12 protein-coding genes are annotated in these 12,573 nt (G+C 70.5%); 3 read left to right on the top strand and 9 right to left on the bottom strand.

The window, feature by feature from the left end; translation table 11 throughout:
• Positions 1 to 16 precede the first annotated feature (16 nt).
• Both BLW76_RS04030 and BLW76_RS04025 read right to left on the bottom strand, forming a co-directional pair.
• Positions 17 to 1,369 carry a dicarboxylate/amino acid:cation symporter gene (locus tag BLW76_RS04030; protein ID WP_167384459.1) on the bottom strand — a complete coding sequence of 451 codons (1,353 nt, stop codon included), beginning with the start codon at positions 1,367 to 1,369 and terminating at the stop codon, positions 17 to 19.
• Positions 1,370 to 1,469: 100 nt separating this feature from the next.
• Positions 1,470 to 2,099 carry a Maf family protein gene (locus BLW76_RS04025; protein ID WP_091304491.1) on the bottom strand — a complete coding sequence of 210 codons (630 nt, stop codon included), beginning with the start codon at positions 2,097 to 2,099 and terminating at the stop codon, positions 1,470 to 1,472.
• Positions 2,100 to 2,216: 117 nt separating this feature from the next.
• On the opposite strand from BLW76_RS04025, the gene BLW76_RS04020 reads away from it, so the two are divergent.
• Positions 2,217 to 4,067, top strand: a complete 1,851-nt coding sequence (locus tag BLW76_RS04020; RefSeq protein WP_091304490.1) for a glycoside hydrolase family 3 protein — start codon at positions 2,217 to 2,219, stop codon at positions 4,065 to 4,067.
• 61 nt (positions 4,068 to 4,128) lie between these two features.
• Here the strand turns inward: BLW76_RS04020 and BLW76_RS04015 are convergent, their stop codons facing one another.
• The 3 genes from BLW76_RS04015 to BLW76_RS04005 all read right to left on the bottom strand — a co-directional run bounded on the left by BLW76_RS04015 (position 4,129) and on the right by BLW76_RS04005 (position 8,070).
• A complete protein-coding gene (locus BLW76_RS04015) occupies positions 4,129 to 5,736 on the bottom strand; it encodes a DHA2 family efflux MFS transporter permease subunit (protein ID WP_091304489.1) in 1,608 nt (535 codons plus the stop codon).
• Positions 5,717 to 6,343: a PadR family transcriptional regulator gene (locus BLW76_RS04010; RefSeq protein WP_091304488.1), complete on the bottom strand. Its 627-nt coding sequence runs from the start codon at positions 6,341 to 6,343 to the stop codon at positions 5,717 to 5,719. The genes BLW76_RS04015 and BLW76_RS04010 overlap by 20 nt, the downstream gene beginning before the upstream one ends.
• A 152-nt stretch (positions 6,344 to 6,495) precedes the next feature.
• Entirely contained in the window at positions 6,496 to 8,070 is a 1,575-nt protein-coding gene (locus BLW76_RS04005; protein ID WP_091304487.1) for a TROVE domain-containing protein, read from the bottom strand.
• Between the two features lie 399 nt (positions 8,071 to 8,469).
• On the opposite strand from BLW76_RS04005, the gene BLW76_RS03995 reads away from it, so the two are divergent.
• Positions 8,470 to 9,360, top strand: coding sequence for an LLM class flavin-dependent oxidoreductase (locus BLW76_RS03995; RefSeq protein ID WP_091304486.1), 891 nt, complete (start codon positions 8,470 to 8,472; stop codon positions 9,358 to 9,360).
• Between the two features lie 4 nt (positions 9,361 to 9,364).
• Positions 9,365 to 9,823, top strand: a complete 459-nt coding sequence (locus BLW76_RS03990) for a MarR family winged helix-turn-helix transcriptional regulator (protein ID WP_091304485.1) — start codon at positions 9,365 to 9,367, stop codon at positions 9,821 to 9,823.
• Here BLW76_RS03990 and BLW76_RS03985 read toward each other — a convergent pair.
• The 4 genes from BLW76_RS03985 to BLW76_RS03970 are packed head-to-tail and all read right to left on the bottom strand — an operon-like array spanning position 9,814 to position 12,562.
• On the bottom strand, positions 9,814 to 10,032 hold the full coding sequence (locus BLW76_RS03985; protein WP_091304484.1) for an acyl-CoA carboxylase subunit epsilon: 219 nt from the start codon (positions 10,030 to 10,032) through the stop codon (positions 9,814 to 9,816). The genes BLW76_RS03990 and BLW76_RS03985 overlap by 10 nt on opposite strands.
• Entirely contained in the window at positions 10,029 to 11,666 is a 1,638-nt protein-coding gene (locus BLW76_RS03980) for an acyl-CoA carboxylase subunit beta (protein WP_091304483.1), read from the bottom strand. Before BLW76_RS03980 ends, BLW76_RS03985 begins: the two co-directional genes overlap by 4 nt.
• Positions 11,667 to 11,692: 26 nt before the next feature.
• A complete protein-coding gene (locus tag BLW76_RS03975; RefSeq protein WP_091304482.1) occupies positions 11,693 to 12,376 on the bottom strand; it encodes a DUF6338 family protein in 684 nt (227 codons plus the stop codon).
• Positions 12,377 to 12,382: 6 nt separating this feature from the next.
• Positions 12,383 to 12,562 (bottom strand): hypothetical protein, encoded by a 180-nt coding sequence (locus tag BLW76_RS03970; protein WP_091304481.1) that lies wholly within the window; start codon positions 12,560 to 12,562, stop codon positions 12,383 to 12,385.
• Positions 12,563 to 12,573: the final 11 nt, after the last annotated feature.

Raw genomic sequence — 12,573 nt, 5'->3', positions numbered from 1 at the left:
CATTGGGGCGCGTGGGTCAGGCGGGAGCCGGGGCCGTGTGGCGGGCCGAGGAGCCGTCGTCGGTGTGCTCGGGACGGTCGGTCGGGGCGTCGAGGACCTCGTCGTCGAGGAGGCCTTCGCTGCGCGCCACGATCACCGGCACCGTGATCTGGCCGGCCACGTTCGTCGCCGTGCGCATCATGTCCATGATCGGGTTGACCGAGTAGATCAGGGCCAGGCCCAGCGCCACCTGCTTGGCGTCGAGGCCGATGAACGACGTCGTCAGCGTGAACGCCGTCAGCCAGCCTGTGGTCCCGGCGGTCGCCAGTGCGCCGACCACGGCCACCACGACGATGCCCGCGTACTGCCAGAAGTTCAGCGACACCCCGGCCAGGTTGGCGACGAAGATCGCCGCGATCGCCGGGAACACCGCCGCGCAGCCGTCCATCTTCGTCGCGCTGCCGAGCGGGGTCGCGAAGGCCGCGTACGCCGGCTGGACACCGAGGTTGACCGCGGACTGGCGGGTCAGCGGCAGCGTCGCGGCCGACGACTGCGAGGCGAACGCGAACTGGATCGCCGTGCCCGCCTTCGCGAAGAACTTGAGCGGGCTCACCTTCGCCACGAACTGCAGCAGGATCGGGTAGACGACGAACAGCACGAGCAGGCAGCCGACGTACACCGCGAGCGTGGTGGAGAACAGCGGGCGGAACAGCGCGTCGCCGTAGTTCGACACCGCCGCGCCGATCAGGCCGATGATGCCGATCGGGGCCAGCCGGACGATCCAGCCGAGGTAGCGCTGGATGATCTCGAACACGCTCGTCGTGAAGTCCACGAACGGCTTCGCGCGATCACCCAGGCTGTAGGCGGCCGCGCCGATGACCAGCGCGAGGAACAGCACCTGCAGCGTCTCGCCGTCGGCAAACGCTTTCACGAAGTTCTCGGGCAGCAGCCCGTTCACGAAGGCGCTCCACGAGCCCCAGTGGTCGACGCTCTGCGCCGCCCGGTCGGCGTTCTTGGCGGTCGCCTCGACGCCGCCGAGCCCGCCGGCGCCGGGGTTGAAGATCCGGCCGACCACGATGCCGATCAGCGACGCGATGAACGACGTGATCGCGAACCACAGCACCGTCTTGCCGCCGAGGCGCGCGGCGGTGCGGCCGCCGCCGAGCTTCCGGAGGCTGTTGATGCCGACCACGATCGCCGTGAAGACCAGCGGGATCACCGCGATCTGCAGCAGCGTGGTGAAGATGGTGCCGATCTGGTCGAGGAGATCGGTCAGCCAGCCGGCCTCGGTCTGCCGTGCGACGACGCCGAGGAGGGCGCCGACGACGAGCGAGCCGAGAACCGCGGCCGCGAACACCCGCGGCTTGGTGTATGTCCGTACGAAAGACACGGGGCGACTCCGGTGCTCGAAAGTTTCTGGTCTTGCCGGGTAACGAGAACGTTAGGCAAGAGAGGACTCTTCCGGTTCACCCGAAGGTGTGGTGCCTTTCTCAGGATGCGGAACGTCGCCAGAGATCCACGACACTCACGCCGACCTCGGCCAGCAGCCGGCGCGTCAGCGGCAGGCTGATCCCGATGACGCTCGTGTGGCCGCCGTCGAGCCCTTCGACGAACCAGCCGCCCAGGCCGTCGATCGTGAAGCCGCCGGCGACGTCGAGCGGCTCGCCGGTCGCGACGTAGGCGTCGATCTCCTCGGGCGTCGGCGTGCCGAACCGGACGGTGGTCGCTTCCCAGCCGGACGTCTCCTTCGCGCGCGTCCCGCCGTCGAGCCGGACGACCGCGTGGCCGGTGAGGAGTTCACCGGATGTTCCCGCCATCGCGGCCCAGCGCTGCCGCGCGACGTCCGGCGACCCCGGCTTCCCGACCATCTGCCCGTGGATCGAAAGCATCGAATCGCAGGCGACGACGACGGCGTCCGGGTGGGCCGCGGCGACCTGGTCGACGACCGCCTCGGCCTTGGCCGCCGCAAGGGCCGTGACCAGCTCGGACGGCGAGGGATCAGTGAGCGACGCGGCGACCGCGTCCTCGTCGACGCCGGAGACGAACACGGCGGGGTCGAGGCCCGCCGAGCGCAGGAGGGCGAGGCGGGCGGGGGACTGGGAGGCGAGGACGAACTGCACGACTGAAACTTACTTGACCAGGGGGACGTGACCGAATTGTGACCGGCGTCACGCCGGAGGCGGGTTAATTTGTTTTGGCTCGCAACTTATGGATCGACGGATTGTCACGGAGAACCGATGCCGCTCCTCCGCACCACGAGATCATTGCGAACCACTGTCCTGGCCGGCCTGCTCCTCGCGGGAACGGCCGTCGTCCCGCTGGCCTCCGCCGCCACCGCGACGCCGCTCTACAAGAACCCGAGCGCCTCGGTCGCCGACCGCGTCACGGACCTGCTGGCGCGGATGACCCTGGACGACAAGGTCGGGCAGATGACCCAGGGCGAGCGCGGCTCCGCGACACCCGCCCAGGCCGCCGCCGCCCGGCTCGGCTCCATCCTCTCCGGCGGCGGTTCGACGCCGACGCCGAACACGCCGGGGGCGTGGGCGGACATGATCGACGCCTACCAGCGGGTGGCGACGACAACCGGCCTCGGCATCCCGATCCTCTACGGCTCCGACGCCGTGCACGGCCACAACAACGTCGCCGGCGCCACGATCTTCCCGCACAACATCGGCCTGGGGGCCGCGAACGACCCGCAGCTGACCCAGCGGATCGGCGCGATCACCGCGCGGGAAACCGCGGCCACCGGCGTCAAGTGGGCCTTCGCGCCCTGCCTGTGCGTCGCCCGCGACGACCGCTGGGGCCGCACGTACGAGTCCTTCGGCGAAGTCCCCGACAACGCCGTCGCGAACTCCGTCGTCATCAAGGGCCTGCAGGGCGCCGCGCTCGGCGACACGACGTCCGTGCTGGCGTCGGCCAAGCACTTCATCGGCGACGGCGGCACCACCGGCGGCGTCGACCAGGGCAACACCCAGATCACCCTGGACGAGCTGCGGCGCATCCACCTGCCGCCGTTCCAGGCCGCGATCGCCCACGGCGCCGGCTCGGTGATGATCAGCTTCAACAGCTGGAACGGCGTCAAGGACCACGGCAACAAGTTCCTGATCACCGACCTGCTCAAGGGCGAGCTGGGCTTCTCCGGGTTCGTGGTCTCCGACTGGAACGGCATCGACCAGATCGACGGCCAGACCGGGTTCACCGCGGTCGAGGTCAAGCAGGCCGTCAACGCCGGGATGGACATGGTCATGGTCCCGTACGACTACCAGAAGTTCGTCGCCACGCTGAAGGCCGAAGTCCTGAACGGGGACATCCCGATGGCGCGCATCGACGACGCGAACCGGCGGATCCTCACGAAGAAGTTCGAACTCGGCCTGTTCGAGCGCCCGTACACCGACCGCTCGCTGCAGAGCGACTTCGGCAGCGCCGCCAACCACGCCGTCGCGCGGCAGGCCGTGCGCGAGTCGCAGGTGCTGCTGAAGAACGACGGCGTGCTGCCGCTGGCCAAGCAGGACAACCGGATCTTCGTGGCCGGCAAGAACGCCAACGACATGGGCAACCAGGCGGGTGGCTGGACGCTGACCTGGCAGGGCCAGAGCGGCACGCGGGTCATCCCGGGCACGACGATCCTCGACGGCATCAAGGCCGGTGCCGGGAAAGGCACGGTGGTGACTTATGACCGTGCGGGTAGCGGAATCAACTCGAGCTACAAGGTCGCTGTCGCCGTGGTGGGCGAAACGCCGTACGCCGAGGGGCAGGGAGACCGGCCGGGCGGAGTCGTCCTCGACGCCGAAGACGTCGCCCTCCTCACCAAGCTGAAGGCGTCCGGCGTGCCGCTGGTCGTGGTGACGGTGTCCGGGCGGCCGGTGGACATCTCCGCGCAGCTGCCCTCGATCCGGGGCCTGGTCGCGGCGTGGCTGCCCGGCTCGGAGGGCGCGGGCGTCGCCGACGTCCTCTACGGCGACCACAACCCGGCCGGGAAGCTGAGCTTCACGTGGCCGAGGAGCGCCTCCCAGCAGCCGATCAACGCCGGTGACGGCAAGCAGGGCCTGTTCCCGTACGGGTACGGCCTGTCCTACCGCCGCCGCTAGAGCACCGCTCCCGCGGTCCGTGCGAGCCTCCGGTTCCCGACGCCGGAGGCTCGCACGGGTTTCAGACCGCGGCGGCCTCGGGCGCCGGAGTTTCCCAGCGCGGCTTGACCCGCCGCAGCACGGCGGCGGAAACCACCCCGAGCAGGAGCACGCCCATCGGCAGCAGCATCGTCACGCGGGCCGCGTCGGTCAGTCCACTGTGGACCGCCTCGGTCGCCAGCCGCCCCGCCTGCGCGGCGATCTCCGCGGGCAGCCCCGGCATCGGCGCCGGACCGCCCGCCGAGCCGAACTCCCCGGTGCTCGCCGCCGCGTGCGCGATCCCCTCGGCGAACGGCGCCCGGTACTGCTCGGGCAGCTGCGAAGCCGCCTTCGTGGCTTCGTCCGCGATGGACGCGCTGATCCGCGCCTGCAGCAGCACGCCGATCGCCGCGCTGCCGAGCACGCCGCCGACCTGGCGGGCGGTGTTGAAGATGCCGGACGCGGTGCCGGCCAGCCGCGGCTCGACCGACCCCATCGTCAGGTTGCTCATCGGCGAGAAGATGCAGCCGATGCCGAGCCCGCACACCAGCAGCGCGGGGACGAGCGACCACGGGTTGGTGTCCGGCGTCGCCTGCAGGGCGATGATCCCGAGCCCGGCCGCGAGCGCCGCCAGGCCGAACATCACCAGGTACTTGCCGTTCACCTTGTCCGACGCGCGCCCGACGAACGGCGCGATGATCCCGGACAGCAGCGACATCGGCGCGGTGAGCAGGCCGCCCATGGTCGGGCTCAGCCCGAGCACGGACTGGATGTAGATGACCAGCGGCAGGAACATGCCGGTCATCGCGAAGCCGACGGTGGTCGCGGTGAGCGTCCCGGCCGAGAAGTTCCGGTTCGCGAACACCTTCAGTGGCAGCAGCGGCTCCCGCTTGTTGAGGCGCTGCCACACGAGGAAGGCGATCATCAGCACCACGCCGGCGCCGATGATCTCGAACACCGTGATCCCGCCGAAGACCGTGCCCCAGTCGTACTGCTGGCCGTTCTGCACGCCGAACACGATGCAGAGCAATGCCGCGCTCGAGAGCACGATCCCCAGCACGTCGAACGAATGCGAGTGCTTCGGCTGCCAGTCGGGGACCAGCAGCAGCGTGAGCACGACGGCGATCACGCCGATCGGCACGTTGACGTAGAAGATCCACTCCCAGCCGAAGTGGTCGACCAGCACGCCGCCGAGCAGCGGACCGGCGATGGTCGCCAGCCCGGCGACGCCGCCCCACATGCCCATGGCCGGGCCGCGCTTGGCCGGCGGGAACAGGTGCGTGATGAACGCCAGCGTCTGCGGCGTCATCAGCGCGGCACCGAGGCCCTGCACGGCCCGCGCGGCGATGAGCATTTCGACGTTGCCGGACAGGCCGCACCACAGCGACGCGCCGGTGAACACGACGAGCCCGGCGAGGAACACGCGCTTCGGGCCGAAGCGGTCGCCGAGCCGGCTGGTGAACAGCATCGGCACGGCGTAGGTGAGCAGGTAGACGCTGATCACCCAGACGATCGAGTTCAGCCCGGCGTTCAGGTCGCGCAGCATGGTCGGGATCGCGATCGTCACGATCGTGGTGTCGAGCAGGATCATGAAGAAGCCGAGGCACAGCGCGCCCAGCGCGGCCCACGGGTTAGCTTGTCTTGCGTTCATCGTCGTCTTCCCTGGTGATGAGGGTGAGCTTGGGTTGTCCGTCGTCCACGAAGGGGACCCGCCCGGAGCGGAGGTCGTCGAGGAGCCGCTCGGTCCACTCGAGCTCGAACTTCCGGTGGTCGCACTGGTAGCGCCAGTCGAGCCAGTAGATCTCCGGCGTCTTGTCCTCGGTGAGGCGCTGCCGCACCGCCTCGTCGGCGGCCACGGCGGCGCGCAGCCGCATGAGCCGGGTTTCGAGCTCGTTCAGGGACGCTTCGCGCCCCAGTTCGTCGATCACGGCGAGCCCGGACAGGAAGGCGGGGAACTCCGTGGCGACGTCCCCCAGTAGCTCGCGGCCACGCTGGTTGAACTCGTCGAGCCCCGTCTGCGTCATGCCGTAGACGGTCCGTTCGGGCCGCTTGCCGTCGCGCTGGGTGTCGACGATCTCGATGAAACCGTGGCGGTGCAGCCGTTCCACGGTGTGGTAGAGCGAGCCCGCCTTCACGTTGACCCGGATGTCGACGTACCGCTCGCGCATGAGCGCGGCCATCTCGTACGGGTGCATGGGCTTCTCGTGCAGCAGCTCCAGCACGGCGATGCCGAGCGTGGTCAGCTTGGGCGAGGCCATGACCAGATCCCTCCATGTCGGTTATTCCACGTGGACTATACGGTGCGGACTAAGCGACGGTCCACGGTCATTCCGGTGACGGTCCGGACACGGCGTGCAGGCCCCCATGATCTCGTCACGGGGGCCTGGACGGCGTCTCTTACCCGGGTTTCTCAGAAGGGCCAGTCGGCGTTCCGGCCCCGCTCGAGCAGCGGGATCATCCGGAAGGCCTGGTCGGTGAGGCCGCCGAACGTGTGCCGGTGCGCCCCGCCGGACGGCGCGTGGCCGACCCGGTACCCCGCCAGGTTCCAGGTGTACAGCGGCACGTGCGCGGGCAGCGCCTTCCCGACGTCACCGGCCGCGGCCTGCTCGTCGGTGAGGATCACGACGCGGTCGTGGTTCGCGAAGTGCTTCTGCACGGCGCCCACCGTGTCGGTGCCGCCGCCGATGAAGTACCCGCCGGACTTCCAGCGCTCGACGTCGCCGAGCAGCGAACCGCCCCGGCGCAGCTTGAACACCTTGGTGCCCTGGCTGCGGTCCCAGTAGCCGTCGGAGAACGAGACGACGTCGGCCTTCGCGCACCGGCGGCCGAGCGCCAGCCCGAACACCGCGGCGGCGTCCCACCGCAGGAGGCTGCCGTCCTTGCTGAACGAGTTGTTCATCGACGCCGACGTGTCGACGAGGACGAGCGTCCGGCCGTTCAGGGCGGGCACGTTGGCCAGCGCGTGCGAGATGGCCCGCTCGAGCGCCCAGCCCCACCGAAGCGACGGCGCGGCGCGGTGCGCGGCCAGGAACCGCATCGGCAGCTGCCGCGACTTCGCGGCCTGCACCGGGCTCGCGAGCCGCTCGGCGACCTGCTGCGCGACGTCGTCCGAGACGCCGGCCTCGTCGAAGTTGCGGAGGTTCCGCAGGAGGGCCGTGTAGCCCATCGACGGGATCAGCGCCTCCCAGACGCGCGCGTCCAGCGGACCCTGCAGCCACCCCGCGACGGACTCCCAGGTCATGCCCGCCACGCGCAGGACGCCCGCCGCCCCGGGCCGGTCGAACAGCTCGCGCCGGCGGCCCACGTCCCAGCTCATGAGCTCGGCACGCCGGCGGAGGGTCGCCAGGGACTCCGGGACAGCGTTGCCGCGGTCGTGCCGCTCGTCGAGGATGTGCTTGAACAGCTCACCCCCGCCTGCCGGGTGGGTCAGCTCGAGGACGTCGGCGAACCGGAACGCCCGCGCGGCGGAGTCCCACTTGACGAAGGAACGCTCGTCGTAGAGCCGCACGGCGGCGTCGGCGACCCCGCGCTTGACGGGCTTCGGCACGGCGCGGCCGTACACGGAGATCCAGTAGGCGAGCAGCTCGCCGGGCTCGTCGGCCCGCTGCAGCACGTCGGCGACGACCTGACGGCTCAGCCCGTCGAGGCCGGCGTCCCGCCGCGCCTTGGCGAACTCGGCGGCACCGACGAGCGACGCCGTCCGCAGGTGCGCGCCGGAGCGCAGCCAGCGCAGGAACCGCGCTGTCCACTGTGGATCGTCCAAGGTGGACTGCCGGACCAGCTCGGCGTACCGGGTGTCGCGCGTGGCCGCGGACTCGTAGAAGGTGTGCTCACCGACCATGTTCGTGACGGCGAGCAGGAAGAGCTCGGCCCGGGTGTCGCGCAGGTACCCGGCCCCGCCCTGGTGCGTGACGGCGGACGGCGTGGCCTCGCCGCGGACCGGAGAGGTCGCGGCGGGCGCTCGTGCGGTGTTGAACTTGCTCATTTCTCCCCCTGTAGTGGAGGGAGCCACGGCCACAGCGATGCCCGAGATCGAAGTCGGTGAAGGAACATTAGCTGCTCTAGGCCACTGAGCTACCGGACCTGGCGCGGTCCGGGAGGGATTCGAACCCCCGACCTGCCCGTTGGAAGCGGAAGTAACCCTCGCCTGCGCACCGGGCATCGGTGTGGCCGTGGCTCCCGAGATCTTCGTTGCCCGCGGGGTCTCGTTTACAGCAAGAAGTAACCGAGGGCTTCGCACCGGGAGTGCCTGCCCAAGGTAGCAAGCGATCGCTCGCGGCTCGACTGGTTTTCCGCCGCCGTCCCCGGGCGCCGGTGTCCGCAACTAGTTCGCACCAAGAACTATCCGTGCTATGTTCGTAGTACGAACTAACTGGGAGGAATCATGGTGCACTTCGGCATCGGCGTATCGACGGCGGTCTCCGCCACGGCCGACACCCTGGCGCGGGCCGTCCAGGCCGATCGGGGTGGGCTTGACCTCGTCACCGTCTCCGATCACCCCTACCACGCCGACCGGCTTGACGCGTACGCCGAAATCGGCGTCCTGCTGGGGCGGACCGAACGGGTCTCCGGCCTGGTCAGCGTCACCAACCTGCCGACGCGGCCCGCGTCGATGCTCGCGCGAACGGTGACGAGCCTGTCCGCTCTCACCGGGGGCCGGATCGTGCTCGGGATGGGCGTTGGCGGGTTGTGGGACGACATCGCGCGGCTCGGCTTCGCCAAGCTCACGCCCGGGCAGGCCGTTCGGGCTTTCGAAGAAGGCATCCGGCTCGTGAAGCTGCTCGGCGGGGGCGGTGCGCCGGTGACCTTCGACGGCGAGTTCTACCAGGTCACGGACCTGGAGCCGGCCGCCGAAGCGATGCCGCCGGTGTGGACCGGGTCGGTCGGGCCGAAGTCCCTCGCCGTCACCGGGCGCGTTGCCGACGGGTGGATGCCCGGGCACGCCGCCGACTGGCTCAGCGAGCGCTACCGCACCTCGCGGCCGCTGATCGACAAGGCCGCCGTCGATGCCGGGCGGGACCCCGGGGAGATCGCCACCGTCTACAACTTCCCGGGCCGCATCACGGCCGAGCCGCTCGCGCGGACCCGCACCGGCGACGGCCGCTGGATCGGCGGCTCGCCCGCCCAGTGGGTCGAAGAACTGACCGGCGCGGTGCTGGAGCACGACGCCGCCGGGTTCGTGCTGTTCGGGCCCGGTGGCAGCGCGCCCGACGAGGCCGCCGTCGCGCGCTGGGCCGAGGAGATCGTGCCCGCGGTGCGGGAAGCCCTAGGCTGACCGGATGGGGAAGAGCGGGGTGGACCTCGGTGTGGTGGCCGGGCTCGTGCGAGCGTCGTTCCTGGTGAACGCCGTCTACGCCGAGTCCGCCCGCGAGTACGGCCTCACCGTGCAGCAGGGGCAGCTGCTCTGCGTGCTGATGGGCCGGCCGTACGGCATGGGCGAACTGGGCGCCACGCTCGGCCTCGAAAAGTCGAGCCTCACCGGCCTGGTCGACCGCGCGGTCCGGCGCGGGCTCGTCCGCCGCGAGCCCGACCCGGACGACCGCCGGGCCGTCCAGGTCCTGCTGACGGCGGAAGGCCACGAACTCGCCGAGGACTTCTTCGCCGCGACCTGCCGCCGGGTCGACGAACTGGCGGCGCCCCTGAGCACCCCGGACCGCGACCGGCTCGCGGCCCTGCTGGGCACGATCGTGCGGGAGAACGAAGCCCCGACGGTCTTCCTCGACGCCTATCAGCCCTGAGGCAGACCCGAAGCGCGCCAAGCGCCTTCGCCGGGGTGAAGCGGCCGACGCAGCGAAGCCGCGCGATCGCCCCACCACGACGTACGCGGCTTCGGCTTCTCCGGCGTCTTCGCGACCGACGCCGCGGCGACGACCGCCGTCAGCGCCGCCAGCTCGGCGTCGCTCGGGTTTCCGCGGACCACCCGCAGCAAGGGCTTTTCGGCGCTCACAGCGGGATGTTCCCGTGCTTCTTGGGCGGCAGCGACTCCCGCTTGTTCCGCAGCAGGGACAGCGCCCGCGCGACGTGCCCGCGGGTGTGCGCCGGCACGATCACCGAGTCGACGTACCCCCGCTCGGCCGCCGCGTACGGGTTCAGCAGCGTGTCCTCGTACTCCTGGATCAGCTCGGCGCGCAGCGCGTCGACGTCCTTGCCCTCGTTCGCCGCGTTGGCCAGCGTCTTGCGGTGGACGATGTTCGCCGCGCCCTGGGCGCCCATCACCGCGACCTGCGCGGTCGGCCAGGCCAGGTTGATGTCGGCGCCGAGGTGCTTCGAGCCCATGACGTCGTACGCGCCGCCGAAGGCCTTGCGCGTGATCACCGTGACCAGCGGGACCGTGGCTTCCGCGTAGGCGTAGATCAGCTTCGCGCCGCGGCGGATGATGCCGTTCCACTCCTGGTCGGTGCCCGGCAGGAAACCCGGGACGTCGACGAAGGTGAGCACCGGGATGTTGAACGCGTCGCAGGTGCGGACGAACCGCGCGGCCTTCTCGGACGCGTCGATGTCGAGGCAGCCGGCGAACTGCGTCGGCTGGTTGGCCACCACACCGACGCTGTGGCCGTCGACGCGGCCGAAGCCGACGATGATGTTCGGCGCGAACAGCTCGTGGACCTCGAGGAAGTCGCCGTCGTCGACGACGCGGGTGATCACCTCGTGCATGTCGTACGGGGTGTTCGGCGAGTCCGGGATGATCGTGTCGAGCTCGCGGTCGGCGTCGGTGACGTCTTCGAAGAACCCGGCCGGGCTGTCCGACGGCTCGAACACCGGCGCGTCCGACAGGTTGTTCTGCGGCAGGTAGGAGAGCAGTTCCTTGACGTAGGCGATGGCGTCCTCGTCGTCGGAGCCGAGGTAGTGCGCGACGCCGGACTTCGTGTTGTGGGTCCGGCCGCCGCCGAGCTCCTCGAAGGTGACGTCCTCGCCGGTGACCGTCTTGACGACGTCCGGGCCGGTGATGAACATCTGCGACGTCTCGTCGACCATCACGATGAAGTCGGTCAGCGCGGGGGAGTAGACGTGCCCGCCCGCGTTCGCGCCCATGATCAGCGAGATCTGCGGGATGACGCCGGACGCCTTGACGTTCCGGTTGAAGATCTCGCCGTACAGGCCGAGCGAGACGACGCCCTCCTGGATGCGCGCGCCGCCGCCCTCGTTGATGCCGATGATCGGGCGGCCGGTCTTGATCGCCAGGTCCATCACCTTGACGATCTTCTCGCCGTAGACCTCGCCGAGGCTGCCGCCGAAGACGGTCACGTCCTGGCTGAACACGCACACCGGACGGCCGTCGACGGTGCCGTAGCCGGTGACGACGCCGTCGCCGTACGGGCGGTTCTTCTCCTGGCCGAAGTTGGTCGAGCGGTGCCGGGCCAGCTCGTCGAGCTCGACGAAGGAGTTCTCGTCGAGGAGCAGCTCGATGCGTTCACGAGCGGTTTTCTTGCCCTTGGCGTGCTGCTTCTCCACCGCGCGGGCCGAGCCGGCGTGCACCGCCTCGTCGTACCGGCGGTACAGGTCGGCCAGCTTGCCGGCCGTGGTGTGGATGTCCGGTTCGTCCTCGGGCGGCGTCCCGAGCGGCTCCGTCGCACTGCTCATGCCACGGGAGCTTAGCTACTTGCGGGTCACTTCGCGTGTGGCGTAGGCAACGTCTCGCCGGTTGCCGCGTCCAGGTACGTCACCCGCAGGTAGGTGATCTTCGACCCCGGGATGACCACCCGGCGCCAGTCCTCGCCGATGACCTTGGTTTCGTCGTCCTTCTCGCAGGTCAGGGCCGCGCCTTCGAGGACGAGCTCGCGCTCGGCCAACGGGCCTGACGGCGTGTACGAGCGGACGTACCCGTAGAACGAGGTGCCGTTCTCCAGCTGGGCGTGCGCCCATGCCCGGCTTCCGGCGGGGCGGTCCGTGCGCAGCGCCTGAGCCCACGCCGACCGCTGCTGGACCGTGGCCACTTCACCACGCCGGCGGGCGAAGAACGTCTCGAACCCGGCCGCCAGCGCGCACGCCAGCGCCAGCTCGACCGCGACACTGACGACGATCGACGTCAGGTGTTCGCGGGCGTACGCCTCGCCACGGGCCAGCCAGTCCGCCGGGCTCACGAATAGGCGTGCGCCGGTCAGCTGGACCGCCGTCATCAGCAGGACCGCCACCAGCGTGAAGACCAGGCTCCCGAGGGCCACTCGGGACGCTTCGCGGAACGCCGTCTCCTGGTGGCGGCCGCGGCGGCGTTCGCGGCGCAGCTCGAACACGATGCCGGGCGCGACGAGCGCCAGGAACCCGGCGAGCGCGCCGAGGGTCTGGGGGATCACCTCGCGTCAGCCGGTCGGGCCGCCGCGGCGGGGCGGGGGACCGTCCTCCGAGTCGAGTTCCGGGAGCGGGTGTCCCGGGCGGTGCTTCGACTTGCCCGGGACCTCGGACTCCCACTCGTCCCCTTCGGGCGGTGGTTGCGGGACCGGGCCCCCGGGCAGCCGGTCCTCCGGATGTTCGGTGCTCATCGGGCTCCCCC

It is taken from the genome of Amycolatopsis tolypomycina (assembly GCF_900105945.1).
Classification (GTDB): Bacteria; Actinomycetota; Actinomycetes; order Mycobacteriales; family Pseudonocardiaceae; genus Amycolatopsis; species Amycolatopsis tolypomycina.
Note: the sequence above shows the minus strand (reverse complement) of the source record. Positions and strands in the feature narration are given on the sequence as shown.